This is a genomic window from Kribbella aluminosa (genome assembly GCF_017876295.1).
GTDB lineage: Bacteria > Actinomycetota > Actinomycetes > Propionibacteriales > Kribbellaceae > Kribbella > Kribbella aluminosa.
In genome coordinates this window covers 768,542-786,975 of sequence record NZ_JAGINT010000002.1, presented here as the reverse complement: position 1 = coordinate 786,975, position 18,434 = coordinate 768,542, and the positions used below count along the sequence as shown (strand labels likewise).

The 18,434-nt window shown below is 66.6% G+C and carries 25 protein-coding genes, 1 tRNA gene and 1 pseudogene; 17 read left to right on the top strand and 10 right to left on the bottom strand.

Annotated elements, in window-relative coordinates; translation table 11 throughout:
- Positions 1–149: 149 nt before the first annotated feature.
- Positions 150–560 carry a hypothetical protein gene (locus JOF29_RS25175; protein WP_209696923.1) on the top strand — a complete coding sequence of 137 codons (411 nt, stop codon included), beginning with the start codon at positions 150–152 and terminating at the stop codon, positions 558–560.
- A gap of 300 nt (positions 561–860) precedes the next feature.
- Here JOF29_RS25175 and JOF29_RS25170 read toward each other — a convergent pair whose 3' ends face one another.
- Entirely contained in the window at positions 861–2,039 is a 1,179-nt protein-coding gene (locus tag JOF29_RS25170) for a helix-turn-helix domain-containing protein (RefSeq protein ID WP_307863672.1), read from the bottom strand.
- A gap of 80 nt (positions 2,040–2,119) precedes the next feature.
- Here JOF29_RS25170 and JOF29_RS25165 point away from each other — a divergent pair, with 80 nt between their 5' ends.
- Both JOF29_RS25165 and JOF29_RS25160 read left to right on the top strand, forming a co-directional pair.
- Positions 2,120–2,293 (top strand): hypothetical protein, encoded by a 174-nt coding sequence (locus JOF29_RS25165; RefSeq protein WP_209696922.1) that lies wholly within the window; start codon positions 2,120–2,122, stop codon positions 2,291–2,293.
- Positions 2,293–2,484: a hypothetical protein gene (locus JOF29_RS25160; protein ID WP_209696921.1), complete on the top strand. Its 192-nt coding sequence runs from the start codon at positions 2,293–2,295 to the stop codon at positions 2,482–2,484. Before JOF29_RS25165 ends, JOF29_RS25160 begins: the two co-directional genes overlap by 1 nt.
- 91 nt (positions 2,485–2,575) lie before the next feature.
- Here JOF29_RS25160 and JOF29_RS25155 read toward each other — a convergent pair whose 3' ends face one another.
- Positions 2,576–3,667, bottom strand: a complete 1,092-nt coding sequence (locus JOF29_RS25155; RefSeq protein WP_209696920.1) for a DUF3644 domain-containing protein — start codon at positions 3,665–3,667, stop codon at positions 2,576–2,578.
- A gap of 463 nt (positions 3,668–4,130) precedes the next feature.
- Positions 4,131–4,219: transfer RNA gene (locus JOF29_RS25150), tRNA-Ser, on the bottom strand.
- 252 nt (positions 4,220–4,471) lie between these two features.
- Here JOF29_RS25150 and JOF29_RS25145 point away from each other — a divergent pair.
- The 4 genes from JOF29_RS25145 to JOF29_RS25130 all read left to right on the top strand — a co-directional run bounded on the left by JOF29_RS25145 (position 4,472) and on the right by JOF29_RS25130 (position 8,102).
- A complete protein-coding gene (locus tag JOF29_RS25145; RefSeq protein WP_209696919.1) occupies positions 4,472–5,710 on the top strand; it encodes an MFS transporter in 1,239 nt (412 codons plus the stop codon).
- 75 nt (positions 5,711–5,785) lie between these two features.
- Positions 5,786–7,003, top strand: coding sequence for an MFS transporter (locus JOF29_RS25140; protein ID WP_209696918.1), 1,218 nt, complete (start codon positions 5,786–5,788; stop codon positions 7,001–7,003).
- 231 nt (positions 7,004–7,234) lie between these two features.
- Positions 7,235–7,834, top strand: coding sequence for a gamma carbonic anhydrase family protein (locus JOF29_RS25135; RefSeq protein ID WP_209696917.1), 600 nt, complete (start codon positions 7,235–7,237; stop codon positions 7,832–7,834).
- Between the two features lie 19 nt (positions 7,835–7,853).
- Positions 7,854–8,102, top strand: a complete 249-nt coding sequence (locus tag JOF29_RS25130) for a hypothetical protein (RefSeq protein WP_209696916.1) — start codon at positions 7,854–7,856, stop codon at positions 8,100–8,102.
- A 48-nt stretch (positions 8,103–8,150) separates the two neighbouring features.
- Here the strand turns inward: JOF29_RS25130 and JOF29_RS43540 are convergent, their stop codons facing one another.
- Positions 8,151–8,291, bottom strand: coding sequence for a hypothetical protein (locus JOF29_RS43540; protein ID WP_307863670.1), 141 nt, complete (start codon positions 8,289–8,291; stop codon positions 8,151–8,153).
- A gap of 3 nt (positions 8,292–8,294) precedes the next feature.
- Here JOF29_RS43540 and JOF29_RS45530 point away from each other — a divergent pair, with 3 nt between their 5' ends.
- Entirely contained in the window at positions 8,295–8,417 is a 123-nt protein-coding gene (locus JOF29_RS45530) for a hypothetical protein (RefSeq protein ID WP_307863669.1), read from the top strand.
- On the opposite strand, the gene JOF29_RS43535 is transcribed toward JOF29_RS45530, so the two are convergent.
- The 4 genes from JOF29_RS43535 to JOF29_RS25110 all read right to left on the bottom strand — a co-directional run bounded on the left by JOF29_RS43535 (position 8,414) and on the right by JOF29_RS25110 (position 11,276).
- The gene (locus JOF29_RS43535; protein ID WP_245359440.1) at positions 8,414–8,554 is read right to left on the bottom strand and encodes a hypothetical protein; all 141 of its coding nucleotides are present in this window, start codon (positions 8,552–8,554) and stop codon (positions 8,414–8,416) included. The genes JOF29_RS45530 and JOF29_RS43535 overlap by 4 nt on opposite strands.
- Positions 8,551–9,279: a hypothetical protein gene (locus tag JOF29_RS25120; RefSeq protein WP_209696915.1), complete on the bottom strand. Its 729-nt coding sequence runs from the start codon at positions 9,277–9,279 to the stop codon at positions 8,551–8,553. Before JOF29_RS25120 ends, JOF29_RS43535 begins: the two co-directional genes overlap by 4 nt.
- Before the next feature lie 121 nt (positions 9,280–9,400).
- Complete coding sequence (gene cobC / locus JOF29_RS25115; protein ID WP_307863668.1) at positions 9,401–10,429, bottom strand: Rv2231c family histidinol phosphate aminotransferase CobC; 1,029 nt, start codon at positions 10,427–10,429, stop codon at positions 9,401–9,403.
- Between the two features lie 55 nt (positions 10,430–10,484).
- Positions 10,485–11,276 (bottom strand): carbon-nitrogen hydrolase family protein, encoded by a 792-nt coding sequence (locus JOF29_RS25110; protein ID WP_209696914.1) that lies wholly within the window; start codon positions 11,274–11,276, stop codon positions 10,485–10,487.
- A gap of 39 nt (positions 11,277–11,315) precedes the next feature.
- Here JOF29_RS25110 and JOF29_RS25105 point away from each other — a divergent pair, with 39 nt between their 5' ends.
- The 4 genes from JOF29_RS25105 (at position 11,316) to JOF29_RS25090 (ending at position 14,231) form a co-directional block, all read left to right on the top strand.
- Positions 11,316–11,741 (top strand): MerR family transcriptional regulator, encoded by a 426-nt coding sequence (locus JOF29_RS25105; protein WP_209696913.1) that lies wholly within the window; start codon positions 11,316–11,318, stop codon positions 11,739–11,741.
- Positions 11,742–11,803: 62 nt separating this feature from the next.
- A complete protein-coding gene (gene mobA / locus JOF29_RS25100) occupies positions 11,804–12,343 on the top strand; it encodes a molybdenum cofactor guanylyltransferase (RefSeq protein WP_209696912.1) in 540 nt (179 codons plus the stop codon).
- Between the two features lie 33 nt (positions 12,344–12,376).
- On the top strand, positions 12,377–13,237 hold the full coding sequence (locus JOF29_RS25095) for a phosphotransferase family protein (RefSeq protein ID WP_209696911.1): 861 nt from the start codon (positions 12,377–12,379) through the stop codon (positions 13,235–13,237).
- Between the two features lie 16 nt (positions 13,238–13,253).
- Entirely contained in the window at positions 13,254–14,231 is a 978-nt protein-coding gene (locus tag JOF29_RS25090; protein ID WP_209696910.1) for an NAD(P)H-quinone oxidoreductase, read from the top strand.
- On the opposite strand, the gene JOF29_RS25085 is transcribed toward JOF29_RS25090, so the two are convergent.
- Complete coding sequence (locus JOF29_RS25085) at positions 14,221–14,637, bottom strand: VOC family protein (RefSeq protein WP_209696909.1); 417 nt, start codon at positions 14,635–14,637, stop codon at positions 14,221–14,223. The two genes, JOF29_RS25090 and JOF29_RS25085, sit on opposite strands and share 11 nt — an antisense overlap.
- A gap of 73 nt (positions 14,638–14,710) precedes the next feature.
- Here JOF29_RS25085 and JOF29_RS25080 point away from each other — a divergent pair, with 73 nt between their 5' ends.
- From JOF29_RS25080 to JOF29_RS25065, 5 genes and pseudogenes are all read left to right on the top strand, one after another.
- Positions 14,711–15,283, top strand: a complete 573-nt coding sequence (locus JOF29_RS25080; RefSeq protein ID WP_209696908.1) for a TetR/AcrR family transcriptional regulator — start codon at positions 14,711–14,713, stop codon at positions 15,281–15,283.
- A gap of 34 nt (positions 15,284–15,317) precedes the next feature.
- Positions 15,318–15,434 (top strand): annotated as a pseudogene (locus JOF29_RS43530) (PadR family transcriptional regulator); the annotation flags it as partial.
- 76 nt (positions 15,435–15,510) lie between these two features.
- Positions 15,511–15,891 (top strand): hypothetical protein, encoded by a 381-nt coding sequence (locus JOF29_RS25075; protein WP_245359438.1) that lies wholly within the window; start codon positions 15,511–15,513, stop codon positions 15,889–15,891.
- Between the two features lie 245 nt (positions 15,892–16,136).
- Positions 16,137–16,667: a CGNR zinc finger domain-containing protein gene (locus tag JOF29_RS25070; RefSeq protein WP_209696907.1), complete on the top strand. Its 531-nt coding sequence runs from the start codon at positions 16,137–16,139 to the stop codon at positions 16,665–16,667.
- A gap of 20 nt (positions 16,668–16,687) precedes the next feature.
- Positions 16,688–17,290 carry a bacterial proteasome activator family protein gene (locus JOF29_RS25065; RefSeq protein WP_209696906.1) on the top strand — a complete coding sequence of 201 codons (603 nt, stop codon included), beginning with the start codon at positions 16,688–16,690 and terminating at the stop codon, positions 17,288–17,290.
- A 5-nt stretch (positions 17,291–17,295) separates the two neighbouring features.
- On the opposite strand, the gene JOF29_RS25060 is transcribed toward JOF29_RS25065, so the two are convergent.
- A complete protein-coding gene (locus JOF29_RS25060; protein ID WP_307863665.1) occupies positions 17,296–18,105 on the bottom strand; it encodes an HAD family hydrolase in 810 nt (269 codons plus the stop codon).
- Positions 18,106–18,434: the final 329 nt, after the last annotated feature.

Below are 18,434 nucleotides of genomic sequence, written 5' to 3'. Positions count from 1 at the left end.
TGAGACGAGCCGGTCAGATCGGTGACGGTCAGGCGCTCAGGGCGGCTTCCACGCGCTTGCGTGCCACCTCCTCTTGCCCATCTAGGAACTTGGCATAGACCCTCAGCAGCACGTCAACGCTGTGCGCTCGCGGAGTCGAGGCAAGCCTGATGGACCCGTGGGCAATCATCGTCACCGGTGGAGTCGGGCTAGCGGCCGGCCAAGTGGGCGCATGGCTTCAGGGGCGCCGGGATGCGGCCGCCGATCAACGGAAGCAAAGTGCCGAGATCGAGCGGCTTAACCTGCAGTTGGGCGACAGCCGAGAGGCGCGGGCTAGGGAGCGAGAGCAGCGAGACTTGTTCGAGTGGCGCGAACGGCGCCTGGATGCGTATCAGCGCGCGTCAGCCGCTTACCAGGCAATTTCCAAGAACTCTTTTAGACTCTCGCTCACCACGAATCCGGAAGAGATCGCGACCGCCATATTTCAAATAGAGGCTGCAGACGAGGAACTTGAAGATCAGTTGGAAAAAAATGCGCCCTGCTTTCAACCAATGCTACCCGGCAGAGCGCGCATGACATAATTCTGGATCTTGACATCCTACTCAGCGCCATTATGGAATATGGGGACGTAGTAATCGATATTGTCGATCATCCCGAAATGGGCAAGTCGGCATTGGATGGGATCAGACCCCCAGTCACCGTTCCAGGCGAAACCACAGAACAGAGTCAGTCGAGCGCCTTATACGCCAACTTCGACCGGGCTCGCTCCGTGTTCGAGGGCGCGGACGAAGATCTTGCTGAGAAGGCCGAAACCTGGCAGGGCCGCTGTGCGGGTCGAGTTGGGAGTACCCGACTAAACGCGGCCGGTTTGGGCTGTTCACTCATACCACCCGGAGTGCATCCTCCAGAACAGCCACCATCTCTTCGCCGGGAAACCTGCCCCGCAACTCCTGGTCTAGCTCAGTCGCAACCATCCGCAGGTGCACCTTACTCTGTCTGCCGTCCTTCAATCCTTGGACACCGAGACCGATGGCTTGGTCTAGGTCACCCTGACGCCCGGCGACGAACGCCAGCGTAAGCCTGCACTCGGAGATCCGCATTGGGCTTAGCTCGGTGCCGTTCGGCGCGATGTTGTCGTTGATGACAGTGTTTGCGTATTCGCTTGCCTGCGCGTCGTCACGCGCCATGCGGTGGATGTCCATCGAGTAGTAGTCCCACTTTGCCGGATCGACCTTGAAGTGGTTGTCCGGGCGATCCGGATACGGCAGTTCTGCAAGCAGATCACGGCCCGACTCAAGCAGCGTCGATAGTCCCGACTCGCCGAGGCGTGCCCGCGCCTTGGCCTCCTGAGCAAGGAGCTGCACTTGGACACTGGTGCCCTGAGCAACCGCCTGCCCGCGCCGCGATGCGTCAACAGCCTGCCGGAACCGTCCTTGCGTCAGAGCGAACCACGCAGTCATCTCGTGGCCCCACCCAACAATCTCCGGATGACCTGCCTCCGCCCCGAGCTGAGCGGCCGCTACCCGCGTGGATTCTGAGGCTGTGCCCATGCCGAGGTCGTACTCAACACACCCCGCGAGCAGCGCGAGCCAACCGCCGGCCACCAGCAAGTCTGTATGTGCCCTGAGACCCACAGGACGGCGTAGCAGGCTGCCGACGTACTGAAGCCACTCATGGGCCTCCTGACGGAGTTCTAGGGCGTCACGCCGGTTGTACTGACAGCACAACTCCTCAACGGTCGAATGAAGCGCCTCGATCGTGTTCGGCGTTGTATCCGATGACTGCAATTTTGAGACCAGCTCGGCCGTCTGCCAGGGCGTCTGACTGAGCTTCGCAGTCGCATCCTGGCGCGCTGCAGCGATCAGCTCGCCCTTCGCTCGCAGAGCAGCGTCACACGCCCGCGCAATGTCGTCAGTCGCAGGCTTTCGGCCGTTCTCAATGTTCGATAGGTAGGACCGGCTGAAGTGCGTTGCTCGTGCCAGATCACCAAGCGACCACCCGCGATGGTCGCGGTACTCCCGTAGGCGGCTCCCGAACGACATAACCCCAGTGTCACCCACGCTCTGTATCCCTGTCTCCCGATGCCGAGGGATACGCGGGAATCATCGAATCCGGGTACCGCATCGGCCATGCTCCGAACATGACCGACACGACGCGGGGACTGGAGCGCGACGCCGCAGGATGGCCCATCCTGCGCGCCGCGCAGGACATCGACTGTGACGGCGAGAACCCTACAACCGGCCGGAGCTGCATCCTCGGCCACCACCAGGGCTACCACCGAGACGAGACCGGAGCGGAGTGGCTGGACCGCTGATGCGCCGACAGGTGCGCCGCCTGTTCGACCGGCACTCCCCCTGGCGACGCGGCTACGACGAAGGGTTTGATGGCGGCATTTGGATCGCGGCCGCCTATGTTGATCGGCTCTTATCCATGCGATGCGGCTCGATGATCACCCGCGATGACGTGCGGGAACTTGCCGCCGAGATCCGTAGAGAGCTGGCCTAAGCCGGTCAGGTCGGCATGTAAGACCGTGATTCCCCCGCCTTGCCGACCTGACCGCTCCACCCTTGAAACAGCTGCCAAAGCCTGTGCCTCGCTATGCCGGGGCCTCCAGTTGCGCAGCTTGGCCCTTCACGTCCTCCGACGTGTCTTCAGCGTCGGAATTCTGGGTAACACCCATGACCTCTTTGTAGGTACGCTCGCTAGTCAGCTTCCGAACCAGATATGCAACCCACGCCTCCGTATATTCGTATTGCCTCCAGGTGCTATTCCAGCGGCAAAAGTCCGACTTCGTTTGCTCTTTATTTTCGGCATCACTCCGTGGCCTGACCCTAAAGAACCGCCACGCCGCAGTGTGGTGCGCCATACTGAAAACCCACGGAATCTGCCCCTGCACACGTCCGACCACTTCGGCTGGCCGAAGAGTTCCAAGGCTCGAAACGGGCACCTGTTTCTCACGGATAATCGTTTGCACTTCATCCAACTTGCCCCGCTGATCGTCCGTTAAGTCATCCATTCGTACGAACGTCATCGCGGCGTCAGCCTCCGTCTTCGGGCCTGTATGCGGAACCAGATAGATCCGGAAGTCAAACCGTTGATCATCGTTGAGTGACGGCTCTAGACTCGCATCGAAGTCTTGCACCCACTCGAGCACTCCTTTCGGGACTCGTTTTCGCAATACTTTCAGCGCCTCGGCGGCGTCATCGGTGATAGACGATAAGAACAGCGGGAATCTCAGGTTCTCACTTAGTGACTGCTCTACACCGAAATTCTCGACGAGAGTATGCTCATAGTTCAGCAGAAATGCTTGAGTCCTCCCAGCGACAAGCGCGGCGATATCGCGCTCATAACGGTGCTCAATACGGTTCCTCAAGCCGACGAAGAACTCTAGATTGACCCGACGGGGATCATTGTCCGAAAATTCATCAGCAAGCAACATCGCTAGCGGCTTGTGGATCCAATCGCCGTCCGCGCTGCGTTGCCGTTGGCCTCGCTGGTTTCTGATATAAAGATCCTCGCCATCACGTTCGATCTTCGCCTGTAGGAGCTTTAGCCACGCCATGGTCATGTGCACGATGAACGCCTCAAGTTGGCGTTCCGTTCCGGACCGGTTGTACAGGTCGACGGCAAGTGTGGCTTCGGTCTTGGATGCTTGGAGTTGGTGATACCAGCGCGGGCGAGGGGCCATACCAGACGATAGAAACCGCTCGTGCTGGACTTGTCTAGACCCTGCGATCCATTCATTCCCGGCGAATCGGCGGGCCCGCCCCGCCCGGGGCCGTGAGCCATCGAGCAATGGAACTGCCGGTGTCCCAGGTGTCCCACTGTCCCAGAACCCGCCTGGACCTGCGGAAATGTCTGGGACAGCGGCCGACAGCCGGTGTCCCACCAGTCCCAGCCCCTGTGTTTCAGCCCTGACGGGACCAGGACGGCTGAAACATGGTGGGTTGGCCCGGCGATCGGTCCCCAGGCGCTCTAGCAGCCGACGTGAGAGGTCCCGATGAGCCTCCTTCATCGCGGGCACAGTACGGGCACAGACTGCCGCACATTGCCGGTGCCAGCCGGACACAGCCACTCACGGCCGGACAGGTCCCTGACCAGATGCTGAGCGCGTTTCCCCAGGTCAGCGCCCGGTTCTGGGCTGGATTTCGCGGAGGGCGTGGGATTCGAACCCACGATGACGGTCACCCGCCATACCGGTTTTCAAGACCAGCGCACTCGGCCACTATGCGAGCCCTCCGTGGCGTTTCCGCCGAACGTCGAGGATAGCGCAGGGCGGGTGGGGAGAATCGGAGTGCGGGGGCGGGGAGGCGCCGGTACGGTGTGCGCAGCGGCGGGGTCGTCGCGGGTACGGACGGAGGTGGGAGCAATGTCTACGTCGTTCGAGGACATGGCACACATCGTCCGGTCGGTGCGCTGACGCAGCTGACCGGGCGGACCGCCGGCTGGAGAGCCGGTGTCCTGTCGTTCCGTCATGCCCTCAGGAGTTCAGATGCGTTCCCTTGGCGCGTACGTCGTTCCGGCCGAGCTCGGAGCCGACTTCCGCAAGATCTTCCCGGCCTCGATCATCTCGAATCTCGGCGACGGCGCCATGCTCGCCGCCGGGCCGTTGCTGGTCGCCTCGATCACCACCCAACCGGTTGCTGTTGGAGCCGCAGCGTTCGTCCAGCAGTTGCCGTGGCTGCTGTTCGCCCTGTTCAGCGGCGTGCTGGTCGATCGGCTCGACCGGCGCCTGATGATCGTTGCTGCTGACACCTTTCGCGCACTGGTGCTGGCCGCGCTCGGTGCCGCAGTACTGTTCCACACCGCACCGCTCTGGGCGGTCTACGCTGGCCTGTTCCTTCTAGGTACGGCAGAAACCCTTGCAGACAACGCCTCCGGCGCACTGCTCGTCAGCGCCGTACCGAAGGAACACCTCGGTGCGGCCAACTCACGGCTGTTCGCCAGCGGCACTGTGCTCCAGCAGCTCGGTGGGCCGCCGCTCGGTGCGTTGCTGTTCGCTGCGGGTGCTGGAATCCCGCTGGTCTTCGACGCGGTCACCTTTGCAGCGGCCGCGGCCCTTGTAGCCCGAGTCGCCGTACGGCCGCTGCTGCCTGACCCTGCTACGCGTGCGGCGCTGTGGGACGAAGTACGTGAAGGTGTCCGATGGCTCTGGCAGCACTCCGGCGTACGGACATTGGCCCTGTCGATTCTGGTCATGAACATCACGTTCTGTGCGGCCTTCGCGACCTGGGTGCTGTTCGCTCGCGAGCGGCTCGGGTTGACCGACACCCAGTTCGGTCTGCTCGTGTCGGTCGGCGCGGTGGGCGGTGTGCTCGGTATGCCGGCGTACCACTTCCTGGAGCCACGGGTCGGCCCGGTGACACTGCTCCGCGTCGGGCTGGTCATCGAGACGGCCATCCACCTCATCTTGGCGCTCACCAGGAACCCGTGGGTAGCCGGCGCGACCATGGCGGTGTTCGGCGTCCACGCGGCGGTGTGGGGCATTGTGTCGACTACAACGCGTCAACTGGCCACACCGGACCAGCTGATGGGCAGGGTCAACAGCGTGTACCTCCTGGCGTCCGTGGGCGGTGCTGCGGTCGGCTCCGCGCTGGGCGGCGTACTGGCGCAGCGGTTCGGTCTGGCCGCACCGTTCGCGATCGCCTTCGTGGCGATGGTGGTGACGACAGTGGTGGCGTGGCATCCGCTGCGGCACGTTGCGGTACGGCGGGTGCCCGCTACGGAGTGAAATCGGCTGGAAGGGCTGCCGAACGCTTGCTAGTGTTCGCCAGCCGCCGAGATGACCCGATGGGAGCGCTTCGCCATGCCCGCAGCCGCGTCACTCGGCCTCCCGAACGTACGCGGCCGGGTACCGCTGCTGGCCGGTCTGGCGATCGACTCGTTCGGCGGCGGCTGCGCAGGCCCGCTTCTGCTCCTGTACTTCAACAAGGTCGCGGACATCCCACTCGGGACGGCCGGCGTGGTGCTGACCGTCGCGACGCTGTTCTCGATCGCGGCGCCGGCCGCGGTCGGGGTGATCGTCGACCGGGTCGGTCCGCGGAACATCGTGGTGGCCGCGCAGTTCGCACAGGGTCTGGCGTTCACCGGCTTCTTCTTGGGACGGTCGATCTGGCTGCTGTTCCTGTGCGCGCTGGTGATGTCCACCGGGCAGCGGGTGTTCTGGTCGGCCATCTTCAGCCTGCTCGCGGACGTCGCCGACGAGGGCGAGCGGGACAAGTGGTTCGGGCTGGGCGGGATGATGCAGGCCGGTGGCCTGGCCATCGGCGCGCTGGCCGCCGGCTGGCTGCTGGCGATCGGCGGCACCGGACCGTTCCTCGTTGCGATGGCCGTGAACGCTGTCAGCTTCTATCTGGCCGGTCTACTGCTCCTGCGCCTGCACCCGTCGCACCACGAGCGCACCGCGCGGGACAGCGGCCCCGCACCGCTCTTGCGGAAGGACCGGACGTTCCTGGTGCTGATCGGCGCCAACACGTTGCTGGCGCTCTGCACAATGATGCTCGGCGTCGGCATGCCGGTGTACGTCACCGAAGCGCTCACGGTGCCGAAGTGGCTGGTCGGCGTACTGATCGCTGCTACTTCTGTCGTGCTGGCGACCGGCCAGACGCTCGTAGTACGCCACACCGAGCGGCGGCGCCGTACGAACGTCATGGTGGTTGCTGGGATCACGTACGCCGCCTGGGCCGTGCTGATGGCGCTGCAGGTACACATCCCCGGCGGGTGGGTCGTACCGGCGCTGGTGCTGGCCACGGCCTGCTACGCGTTCGCCGACGTACTGCATGCGGCGACCAACAACGCGCTGTCCGCTGCCATCTCGCCGGAGGTCGGACGGGGCAAGTACCTGTCGTACTGGCAGTACTCGTTCACGTTCTCGAGCGTGCTGGCGCCGGGCTTCTTCGCGCAGCTCTTCGAGGTGCATCACGAGCTGCCGTGGGTCGCGCTCGCGGGCCTGGCGCTGGTGGCGAGCCTGACGATCTACGTGCTCGCGCGGGTCGCTCCGCGGCTCAGTGCCGGGCGGATCTGAACAGCGTTTCCTGACCTGTCAGGATGCGTTGCATCTGATCGAACATCTGTTCTAATATTGACTCAGTTCGCGGTTCTCCACCCCGGATCGTCCGACGGACCGAGCCTCCCACCTCGATGTGGACGGCCGGAGGACACCGCCGCCCGGGTTGTGAGGACCCGGGCAGTGGAGAGTCCGCACACCATTCGGGTACACGTTGAGGAGGTTCAGGTTACGAGAGGACACCGACAGATGTTGATGGAACACCGCGGCCGTCGACCGGTCGTGCCAGCATCCGCGTACGTCGCTCCATCGGCCGTGCTCTGCGGCGCCGTCGTCCTCGGCGAGGGCAGCAGGGTCCTGCACGGTGCGGTGCTGACGGCGGAGAACGGCGAGATCCGGCTCGGCGAGAACAGTGTGGTGATGGAGAACGCCCTGGTGCGCGGCCGGGCGGACCATCCCGCAGTGATCGGCGACGCGGTCCTGGTAGGTCCCCATGCACACGTGAACGGCGCCACGGTCGAGGACGAAGTCTTCATCGCCACGGGCGCTGCGTTGTTCCCTGGTTCCGTCGCCGGCGCAGGCGCGGAGCTCCGGATCAACAGCGTGCTGCACGTGAACTCGCGACTGGCAGCAGGCGCGGTCCTCCCGATCGGATGGATCGCGGCCGGCGATCCGGCGCAGCTCTTCTCCCCAGAACGGCATGAGGAGCTGTGGCAGGTCCAACGCGAACTGGACTTCCCCGGCACGGTGTACGGCGTGCTACGCGGTACGTCGATGCGCGAGGTCATGGCGCGTCAGTCGGAGTACTACGGCGTGCACGTCACGGATCGCGTGCTGGATCGGGACTGAATCAGGTGGCGGTCAAGCTGTGCAGGCCGAGCCGGCGGAGCTGAGCAGGAGAGGAACCTGCGCAGGTCAGACGGGCGTCGACCGTGTCGAGCTGGGCCGAGACGTCTACGGCGATCCGGCCGTTGGCGGATGCGAGGAGGATCCGCCAGCGGTGCACGGAGAGCTGCTGCTCGACGGTCTGTGGGAGGAAGTTGCCGATGGCAAGCGAATGACCGGCGGCGCGGGCGAAGTGCTGCGCGGCCTTTACGGGCGGGACGAACGCACCTGATCGACGGAGGAGATCGGGTACGACGACACCCCTGGTCGTACTGAGTCGTCAGTTCGACGGCACGCGCTGGTGGGACGAGGTCTGGACAGCACGTGTTTGGTCGGTCCACGGCTGGTTGCTGAGTGGGTCGACGTACACGGGCTCGTGCACGGTCAAGTGCTTCTCGCCCGCGACCTGCAGTACGAACACGTCATGTACGTCGTAGTGCGCGGAGAAGCCCTGCGACTCCGCGGGATGTTCGTCCAGCGCGTCGAGGCTGAACAGGGCGTCGTACGGCGCGGGGAGGTCGGACCGTGGGAACGTAGCGCCCGCTAGCCCCAGTACACGTCCAACGACATCGCCTGCGGCGCGGTGCTGAAGGAGTTGGCGAACTCGTCGAGGTCGCCTGCTACACAGGGCCGGAGTGCCGGGCGCTCAGCTCGCAACGGCCCGGCCTCCGGCACCGTACTCACCAGCTTCCGGAGTTCCCGCCGTCGCCGCCGTCTGCGCCACCATCGGCGCCGTTGTCCGGGCCACCAGACCCCGAACCGCCGCCAGACCGTTCGCCAGACCGTTCGCCGTAGCCGCCGCCGGTCGACTCGTTGTCACCGCCAGATCCGTAGCCGCCGCCGTCTCCTCCACCGGAGCCCGACTCGCCGCGGTCGCCGCCGGAGCCCGAGTCACCTCCGCCGTCGCGGGAGCCGGAGTCACCGCCACCGCCGTAACCACCACCACCGCCGGAGCCGGAGTCACCGCGGTCACCACCACCGCCGGAGTCACCACCGCCGCCGTAGCCACCGCCACCCGAGCCCGACTCGCCGCGGTCGCCGCCGGAGCCCGAGTCACCTCCGCCGTCGCGGGAGCCGGAGTCACCGCCACCGCCGTAACCCCCACCACCGCCGGAGCCCGACTCGCCACCGGAGCCCGAGTCACCTCCGCCGTCGCGGGAGCCGGAGTCACCACCGCCGCCGTAACCGCCGCCACCCGAGCCCGAGTCATCGCGGTCGCCGCGGGAGCCGGAGTCGCCCTCGGACGAGCCGCCGTAGCCGCCGCCGGGCGAGGCGGACTCACCGGAGGAGCCCTGGCCGTACCCGCCTTCCGAGCGCTCGCCGTCGTTCGAGCCGCCGCCCGGGCCTCCGTATCCGCCCTGGTTGTCGCCTCCGGAGGAGGTGTTCATCTCGTCGTCGTTGAGACCCATTGTGCTGCTCCCTTCGCGAACGGCCAGAAAGTTGCCCAGAGATACGAACGGGCACCTGGCCATCTTGTGCGCAAAGTGGACGTCAGCTAAACCCCCCGCCGCGTTACAGCGCCAACTCGATTCACCGCACCAGATCCGACAGAACCTTCACAAATCCGTCGGTGACATCTTCCGGTCGGACCGCGATCCGCAACCAGTCCGGCCCCAACCCCGGAAAGGTGTCGCCACGCCGGACCGCAAAACCCTGTGCACGAAGGGATTCCCGCACTTCCGCAGCACCCGGCACGTGCACCAGCACGAACGGCGCCCGCGGTACGCCGTACATCGAAACGCCCGGAACCGTACCGAGACTGTCAACCAAATGGACACGTTGCCGCTCGATGTCGACCGCCGCCTGCGCTGCCTCGGCAACGGAACGCTCGTTGCTGCAGGCAATCGCCGCCGCAAGTGCAGGAGTGGACACCGGCCAGTGCGGCTGTACGGCGGCCAGCTGTTCGATCAGGCTCGAATGCGCGAGGACGTATCCGATCCGCAGCCCGGCCAGCCCCCACGTCTTCGTCAGGCTCCGGACCACCACCAGCCCCGGGATCGACGCGCCGGCGAGCGACTCGGGCTCACCGGGTACGGCGTCCATGAACGCCTCGTCGACGACCAGGATCCGGTCGGGCCGCGCGAGCTCGCGCAGGTCGTCGGCGCGATGCAGTACCGAGGTCGGGTTGGTCGGGTTGCCGATGACAACCAGATCGGCGTCGCGCGGTACGGCGGACGGGTCCAGCACGAACCCGTCCTCCGGCCGCAGGATCACCCGATCGACCAGGTGCCCGGACGACCGCAGCGCCGTCTCCGGCTCGGTGAACTGCGGATGAACGACCACCGGATGCCGCGGCCGGAACGCCCGCGCGATCAGCACGAACGCCTCCGCCGCACCTGCGGTCAGCAGGACCCGATCAGGCGCCACCTCGTGCCGCCCGGCGACCGCATTGACCGCGGCGGTCGGTCGTGGGTACGCCGCCAGGTCGGTCAGGCTCGTGGTGATCGCGGCCAGCAGCCAGGGCGGCGGAGTGCCCGCGCGGACGTTGACGGCGAGGTCGACGAGCCCCTCGCCGACCTCGAGATCGCCGTGATGTTCCAGATCAAACCCATCCAGCACGCTCAGGAGGTTAACGCGTCAGCGGGTTTTCCGGACCAGGCGGTCCGCGCACTGGTCAACGAGGCGTGACGGAGTAGCGGCGGTTCTGCAGGGACGGGTTGCGCTTGCGTACGTCGGCCAGGCGCTCGGCGGTGATCTCGGCGTACGCGTGTCCGTCCGACTCGCCTACTGACGCCAGGGCGATGCCCTGTGGGTCTACGACCTGGCTGAGGCCGCAGTACTTCTTGCCGTTCTGTGCGGCCGCTGCGACGTAGCAGGTGTTCTCGACAGCCCGTGCTGTGAGCAGGGTGGTCCAGTGGTGTTCTTTGAGCGGTCCACGGACCCACGCGGCCGGAACGACCAGGACCTCGGCACCGGCGTCTACGAGCGCACGGGACAGTTCTGGGAACCGTAGGTCGTAGCAGGTCATGAGGCCTAGCTGGTGGTCGGCGACCTGGACCACTACCGGCGCTACGTCGCCTGCGGTGAGCTGGTCGGACTCCTTGTACCCGAAGGCGTCGTACAGGTGGATCTTGCGGTAAGCGCCCAGTAGTACGCCGTCGGCGCCCACCGCGAGCAGGGTGTTGTACGGACGGTGCTGGTCGCAGCTGAGCTCGAACATGCCCGCGACGACGGCCACGTTGTGCTCGACGGCGGCCTTTCGGAGCGTTGCGACGAACTCTCCGTCCAGGGACTCGGCCGCGCCCGCTACCGACTCTCCTTCGACGGCGAAGTCCGACATCATCGCTTCCGGCAGTACGACGAGGTCCGGTCGGCCCTGGGCGGCCTCCGCGACCAGACGGGTGACCAGGTCCCGGTTGGCGGCCTTGTCGTAGCTGCTGGCGGTCTGCACCACGGCGATCCTCATCTCTCCATGGTGCCGCACGACGCGCGGCTTGAACCTCACGTGACGTCAGGACCTACCGTCGCGCTGCGTAGGTTCGGGTTGTCGCTGGCGGAGGTCGGGCAGGTGCTCGACGGCGAGCTGACGGATCCGCGAGCGCTGATCCGTACACAGCTCGGGGTGGTCGAGGAGCAGCTCGCGGCCGCAGGGCAGGTCCGGGACAAGTTGTTCGAGGTGCTGGACGGGCTCGAACGGGCCCATGACCCGTCCGCTCAAACACTCATCGAGGTGACGACAGCTATGAACCGCACACTGACCCACGAGGAATTCCAGGCGATGGCGGAGACCCGCCGGCGGCTGACGGAGAGCCTCACGCCCGAAGAGCGCGAGGCGAGGGACGCGAGACGACAGCAGGCGATGAGGGCGCTGACGCCCGAGGAGCGCGAACGCATGCACAAGGCGCGTCAGTCACTGCTCCCCCACGACTGAGCACAAGGAGCGGGGCCTGCGTGGGCCCCTGCTCCTTGCGGTACGGGTGGGAGACTGCGGGGGTGGAGTTTGATGCGGTGGTGCTGGCGGGGGGTGGGTCTACGCGGTTCGGGGGTGTGGACAAGGCGCTGCTCGTGCTGGACGGGGTGTCGTTGCTGGATCGGGTGTTGAGGGCCACGGAAGCGGCTGCGTCGACCGTGGTGGTGGGGCCGGTGCGTAGCGCCTGCCGGGAGGTCGGCTGGACTGTGGAGGAGCCGCCGGCTGGTGGGCCAGTGGCTGGGTTGGCTGCTGGGTTGGCGTACGGCGTGGCGCCGGTTGTTGTGGTGGTGAGTTGTGATCTGCCGTGGATCACGGCGGACGACGTCAAGAGGCTCGTCGACGGGCTGGGGGAGCACGACGGGTTCGGGCTGCGTGACACCTCCGGTCAGGAGCAGCAGCTCGCCACGGCGTACCGCCGTACCGCATTGGCCGCCGCGATCGCACAGGTAGGCGACCCCCGGGACAAGTCGGTACGGCGTACTCTCGCCACCCTCGACCTCGCCTGGACCGAGCCGGCGCGTGCCGGCGACGACGTCGACACCTGGGCCGACCTGGACGACTGAAAACCGCTGGACGGGGCCCATAGGTTCAACTCCATGGATGTCGCGCAACTGGTCGAGGACGCACTCCACGTCAAGGCCGGTGCCACAACCGAACGCACCGGCGGCCAACTGAGCACTGTGTACGAGGTGCAGACCGCGGACGCCCCCGTCATCGTGAAGGTCTACGCGCCGGAATGGCGCTGGAAGCAAGCCAAGGAAGTCCACGTCTACGGCATGCTCGAGCCCGAGGTCGGCGGGCAGGTCCCGAGGGTGCTGCACGTCGGCGACGGCGTCACGATCCTCAGCAAACTCGACGGTGTACCGCTCTCGCAAACAGAACCAGTCGACTGGCGTACGACGTACGCACAGCTGGGCGAACTGCTCCATAAGATCCATCGCGTCGGGCAACCGGAGTACGGCTACCTGACCGACCGGATCCTCGACCCGCTGCCGGACAACGACCAGTACATGCGCCGGCAGTTCACGAAGAAGCTGAAGGAATTCGAGGAACTTGGCGGCACTCCGCAGCTGCACGCGAAGATCGCGCAGCACGTCGAGGACCACCAGCGCCTGCTCGCGGACAACAAGGCAGCTGTCCTCTGCCACAACGACTTCCACGAAGGCAACATCCTCGTGGACCCGGCGACCTGGCGGATCACCGGCTTCATCGACGTGGAGAACGCGATCGCCGCCGACCCGCTCGTCGACCTCGCGAAGACGATCCAGTACTCCGCACACGGCAACGCCGACAAACTCGCCGGTCTGTACGACGGGTACGGCGCCGTAGCGCAGGACCGGATCGACCTCTACCGGCTCTACCACTCGCTCGAACTATGGGACTGGTTCAAGTCGATAGGCGAGACCACTTACCTCGACAGCATCGCGCAGGACCTGGAGAGGCTGGTCGCGACCTGAGGGTAGGTTGGGCTGCATGCGAGCTGTCGTGTGTGATGGAGCCGGCGGAATCGACGTGCTCGGGATCGGCGAGATCCCGGACCCGGAACCGGCGGTCGACGAGGTCGTCATCGACGTCGTGGCCGCCGGCGTGAACCGCGCCGACCTGCTGCAGCGCCAGGGCTTCTACCCACCGCCGCCCGGCGCCCCCGGCACGATCGGCCTCGAGGTGTCCGGCCGGATCGCCGCGGTCGGCGCCGAAGTCGAGGGCTGGTCGGTCGGTGACGAGTGCTGCGCACTGCTGGCCGGCGGCGGGTACGCCGAGAAGGTCGTCGTTCCCGCACCGCAGGTGATGCCGGTGCCGGACGGTCTCGACCTGGTCAGCGCCGCCGCGCTGCCCGAGGTCGTGGCGACCGTCTGGTCCAACGTCTTCATGACCGCGCACCTGAAGGCCGGCGAGACGCTGCTCGTGCACGGCGGCTCGTCGGGGATCGGGACGATGGCGATCCAGCTCGGCGTCGCGCACGGTGCGCGGGTGCTGACCACGGTCGGCAACAAGGAGAAGATGGAGTTCTGCACCCGGCTCGGTGCGGACGTCGCGATCAATTACAAGGAAGCCGAGTGGGCGTCCGTGGTCAACGAGGCCACCAAGGGCGCAGGCGCCGACGTGATCCTCGACATCATGGGCGCGAAGTACCTGGCCGACAACGTCAAGACGCTCGCGTACGACGGGCGGCTGGTGGTGATCGGGATGCAGGGCGGCGCCACCGGCGAGCTGGACCTCGGCCGGCTGATGAGCCGCCGCGGGTCGGTGATCGCGACCGGCCTGCGATTCCGGTCGGTCGAGGACAAGGGCCGGATCATCGCCGAGGTCGTCGGCCACGTCTGGCCGCTGATCGCGGCGCAGAAGGTCCGCCCGATCGTGCACTCCACGTTCCCGCTCGCCGAGGTCGCGAAGGCGCACGAGACCCTCGAACAGTCCACCCAGCTCGGCAAGGTCCTCCTCACTCTGTAGGCAGGTTGGCTGCGACCCACTCCGGGTCGGGTGCTACGAGTTGGATGACGTCGATCCAGGTGCCGGCCGGGTCGCGGACGAAGAAGTGGCGTTGGCCGAAGGGCTCCGTCACGGGTTCGCCTTCCAGGTGTACGCCGCCTTCGCGGAGGGCGTTGGCGACCTTGTCGGCGTCGTCGACGACGAAGCCGAAGACGTTCGTGGTCTCGGTCAGGGCCGACACGGCCGCCGGGATCGTGGGGTGCCCGCGCTCCACGATCGCGAGCTCCCAGTCCGCCGTCCCGCGGCGCACCGTGACGAACCAGCCGAGATCGATCCCGACCTGCAGGTCGAGGTACTGCGTGTAGAAGGCGGCGACGTCCGCGGGCCGGTCGGTGACCACAGTCGCGCCGAATGCTGCGGGTTGCATACGTTCTCCTAAGTACTACAGCTGTCGTTGTTGTGTACGACAGTTGTAGTGGAACTCCTGCTACTCTGTCAACATGCCCCGGAACCCGGAACGCCGTACCCAACTCGCCGACGCCGGCCTGGACGTGCTCGCCGCCGAGGGCGCGCGTGGCCTCACCCATCGCGCCGTCGACGCCGCCGCCGGGCTCCCTGCCGGTACGGCGTCCAACTACTTCAAGTCCCGCGACGCACTGCTCGGCGCCCTCGGCGAGCGGATCTTCGAACGCCTGGCTCCCGACGAGGCCATCCTCGAGCCGCTGGCGAACCGCGAGCCGGGGATGGACCTCGCGATCGACTACGTGCACTACATCGTCGAGCGCCTGCTCGCGCGCCCCGAGCTCACGCTCGCCCTGTTCGAGCTCCGCCTCGAAGCGGCCCGCCGTCCCGGCCTTCGCGAGATCCTGTCCCGCACGCTCCGGCAGGGCTTCGACGCGGACGTCGCGTTCAACGCGCACGCCGGCCTGCCGGGCGGCGCCGAGGAGATCCGGCTGCTGCATTTCGCGATCGACGGCCTGATGCTCGACCAGCTGACCCCGGGCACCGGCCGCCCGTACGACGTGACCGCGATCACCGAGCGCCTGGTGCGCCGCCTGAACCGAAAGGATTGACGACTCGCATACCCGGTATGCATACTCGGTATCTATGTCGATCAAGCATGGATTGCTGGCACTGCTCCAGGACGAGCCGAAGTACGGCTATCAGCTCCGCGGCGAGTTCGAAGCCGCCACCGGGGCGACCTGGCCGCTGAACATCGGGCAGGTCTACACCACGCTCACCCGCCTCGAGCGCGACGGACTGGTCCGGGGCCGCCTCCAGCGAGGGCGACGGACGGTCGATGTACGAGATCACCGACGCCGGCCGGACCGAGCTGGCGAAGTGGTTCGCGACGCCGGTGGCCCGGGAGTCGCGGCCGCGCGACGAGCTGGCGATCAAGCTCGCGCTCGCCCTCGCGGTCCCGGGCGTGGACGTCAGCGCCGTGGTCCAGCACCAGCGGATGTCGACGATGCAGTCCCTGCAGGAGCTGACCCGGCTCAAGCGGAACAGCACCGAGGCGGAGATCTCCTGGCAGCTCGTGATCGAGTCGATGATCTTCGGCGCCGAGGCCGAGATCCGCTGGCTCGACCACTGCGAGGCGATGCTCTTACGCCACCGCGGCACACCACGGGCCGTGCCGCAGACGTACGCCGTACCGGAGGAGCAGGAGACCCGCTCGTGATTCTCGACATGCGCGGTCTAACCTGCGCCGGCTGCTCACGCGGTCCCGGCTACCGATGGTCAGCCGTATCGACTAGCGCGACCTCGGGGTAGGCGACGGGGTAGGGCGGTGTGCTCGTGATGCGCCATTGGCCACAGGCACACCGCTGGTACACCACCAGCCCTTCGCTGACCTGATGGCTGGAGGCCACGCTCCAGCGATGCCGGTGAGTATCTGTCATGGAACCATCGTGATGTAATGGCATTATGCATCTCAACCCTTACGGCGCCGACGCCGTGCTGCTGGCGGTGAACCTCGTCACCCGGCCGGCGAACACGCCGAAGGAGCTGGCCGAGCGCTGCGAGGAGAGCGGGGTCGAGAGCCGCCTGGTGCGCGATCGGCAGGTGACCGCCGCGGATCTGGCCGCCGTCCGTACGGCGCTCGACGAATGGCTGCAGGTCGTGGACGCCGCCGACGAGCAGACTCGCGTCGACCTGATGAACGCGATGCTCGCGAAGTACACCGAGCATCCACGGCTCACCAACCACGCCGGCGACGGCTGGCACGTGCACTACCGGCCGGACCATGTCCCGGTCGGACGGCTGGTCGCGACACTGATCAGCACCGGTACGGCGCTGCACCTGGCAGGACGGGGCATCACCCGGCTCGGCCGTTGCGCAACAGCCGGCTGCGGCAACGTGTACGCCGACCTGTCCCGTACCGGCCGCCAGCGCTACTGCAGTCCCGCCTGCGCCAACCGCGACGCCGTACGCAGGCACCGCGCCCGGACAAGTTGAGCTCGACCTAGGATGGGGAGATGAGCGAGAGCAGCAGCGAAGGCCAGGGAATTCCGATGGCCGGGGCGCGGACCGAAGACGGCAAGGTGCTGATCGTCGGGCCGGACGGCATGGCCGTCGAGGGACCGCCGCGCTCCGACCACGACGAGCACGACGACGAGCCGCGTTCGGTGACCGAGCTGGTGGAGCAGCCGGCCAAGGTGATGCGGGTCGCCAACATGATCCGGCAGCTGCTGGAAGAGGTGAAGTCGGCACCGCTCGACGAGGCCTCCCGGGCGCGGCTGCGGTCGATCCACAAGGCGTCGATCAAGGAGCTGGAGAGCGGTCTCGCGCCGGAACTGGTCGAGGAGCTGGAGCGGCTCAGCCTCGACTTCACCGACGACAGCACCCCCACCGACGCCGAGCTGCGGATCGCGCAGGCGCAGCTGGTGGGCTGGCTCGAGGGCCTGTTCCACGGCATCCAGACGGCGTTGTTCGCGCAGCAGATGGCCGCGCGGCAGCAGCTGGAACAGATGCGCCGGGCGCTCCCCGGCGGGCAACAGCTGCCCCCCGACGGACAGTTCCCCGATGCACCGCAGGCCGGCAACTCCGACGGCCCGGGCAGCGGCGGGATGTACCTGTAGCCCCCTTATTTCAAAGGCTGGAAGAACTCTTCGAGGACGGCGGCGACGCCGTCCTCGTCGTTCGACGGGGCAGTGCGGTCGACGACCGCGAGTACTTCGGGGTGCGCGTTCGCGACGCCGTACGAGGTACCGGCCCAGGCGAGCATCGGCAGATCGTTGACCGAGTCGCCGAAGGCGATCGTCTCAGCAGCCGAGATCCCTTGCGTGGCGGCGAAATCGGCGAGCATCGCGGCCTTCGAGACGCCGGTGGCGGAAATCTCCACCAAACCGTGACCTCCGCTGTGGCTGGCGGTCACTCGTTGGCCGACCAACGGATTCACCAGTGCGAGCAGGTCGTCGGAAGGCAGACCCGGATGCCGCACCAACAGTTTTGCGGCCGGCTCCGCAAGCAGTTCCTCGACGCTCGCGACCAACGTGTCGTCGGGTTTCGGCCAGCGATTCAGGTAGACCGGTTCCTGTCCGTAGCGGTTCGGTCGCTCGATGGCGAACTGTACGCCGGGAATCGCGGCCCGGATTGCCTGCGCGACCTCGAGCCCGACGGCCGGGTCGATCAACCGGGTCCGGATCGCCTTGCGGTGCAGGACGTCGTACAGAATGGCGCCGTTGGCAACAATCGCGACACCGTGCTCGCCGACCAGGTACGAGAGGTCGTGCAGCCACCGGGGTGGCCGGGCGGTGACCATCACGAAAACACTTCCGGCGGTCTGGGCCGCGAGCACTGCGGCGCGGGTGCGCTCGGACACCGTTCCGTCACTGCGAACGAGCGTTCCGTCGAGATCGGTGGCTATCAGGCGGGGGTACTGCGAAGCCGTCACAGGCCCAACCGTAACGTCGCGCGACCCGATCCCGCACTACCCTTCCGAGTAGGCCGGGCGCAAGCGGTTGGAGCCCGGATTGAGGCCTTTTTGACTTTTCTGATTGAGCTTTTGACAACGTCATCAGACCGTTACGGCAGGATGCTGCAAAGGCAGCAAGTTCCCCTGCATCGCACGGTTGGCGCGTGATTTCATGCGGAGGTCTGGTGGGGAACCGGGGGCTGTTCGGCCGCGTCGTATGCGTGTTCTGGATCAGCGCGACTGATGCCGCCCCACCTCCGGAAGTACACACAAGCGTCGAAGAACTGTTGCGGAATTGGCTGCAACCA

Bases quoted from the DNA above. Each gene is read 5' to 3' on its own strand.
- JOF29_RS25075 (WP_245359438.1), top strand. From the start codon at position 15,511: ATGTACGAGATCACCGACGCCGGCCGGACCGAGCTGGCGAAGTGGTTC.
- JOF29_RS25175 (WP_209696923.1), top strand. From the start codon at position 150: ATGGACCCGTGGGCAATCATCGTCACCGGTGGAGTCGGGCTAGCGGCC.
- JOF29_RS25090 (WP_209696910.1), top strand. From the start codon at position 13,254: ATGCGAGCTGTCGTGTGTGATGGAGCCGGCGGAATCGACGTGCTCGGG.
- JOF29_RS25110 (WP_209696914.1), bottom strand. From the start codon at position 11,276: ATGAGGATCGCCGTGGTGCAGACCGCCAGCAGCTACGACAAGGCCGCC.
- JOF29_RS25120 (WP_209696915.1), bottom strand. From the start codon at position 9,279: ATGGGTCTCAACGACGACGAGATGAACACCTCCTCCGGAGGCGACAAC.
- JOF29_RS25135 (WP_209696917.1), top strand. From the start codon at position 7,235: ATGTTGATGGAACACCGCGGCCGTCGACCGGTCGTGCCAGCATCCGCG.
- JOF29_RS25080 (WP_209696908.1), top strand. From the start codon at position 14,711: ATGCCCCGGAACCCGGAACGCCGTACCCAACTCGCCGACGCCGGCCTG.
- JOF29_RS25070 (WP_209696907.1), top strand. From the start codon at position 16,137: ATGCATCTCAACCCTTACGGCGCCGACGCCGTGCTGCTGGCGGTGAAC.
- JOF29_RS25145 (WP_209696919.1), top strand. From the start codon at position 4,472: ATGCGTTCCCTTGGCGCGTACGTCGTTCCGGCCGAGCTCGGAGCCGAC.
- JOF29_RS25085 (WP_209696909.1), bottom strand. From the start codon at position 14,637: ATGCAACCCGCAGCATTCGGCGCGACTGTGGTCACCGACCGGCCCGCG.
- JOF29_RS25165 (WP_209696922.1), top strand. From the start codon at position 2,120: ATGACCGACACGACGCGGGGACTGGAGCGCGACGCCGCAGGATGGCCC.
- JOF29_RS25065 (WP_209696906.1), top strand. From the start codon at position 16,688: ATGAGCGAGAGCAGCAGCGAAGGCCAGGGAATTCCGATGGCCGGGGCG.
- JOF29_RS25095 (WP_209696911.1), top strand. From the start codon at position 12,377: ATGGATGTCGCGCAACTGGTCGAGGACGCACTCCACGTCAAGGCCGGT.
- JOF29_RS25140 (WP_209696918.1), top strand. From the start codon at position 5,786: ATGCCCGCAGCCGCGTCACTCGGCCTCCCGAACGTACGCGGCCGGGTA.
- JOF29_RS25160 (WP_209696921.1), top strand. From the start codon at position 2,293: ATGCGCCGACAGGTGCGCCGCCTGTTCGACCGGCACTCCCCCTGGCGA.
- JOF29_RS45530 (WP_307863669.1), top strand. From the start codon at position 8,295: ATGTACGTCGTAGTGCGCGGAGAAGCCCTGCGACTCCGCGGGATGTTC.
- JOF29_RS25155 (WP_209696920.1), bottom strand. From the start codon at position 3,667: ATGGCCCCTCGCCCGCGCTGGTATCACCAACTCCAAGCATCCAAGACC.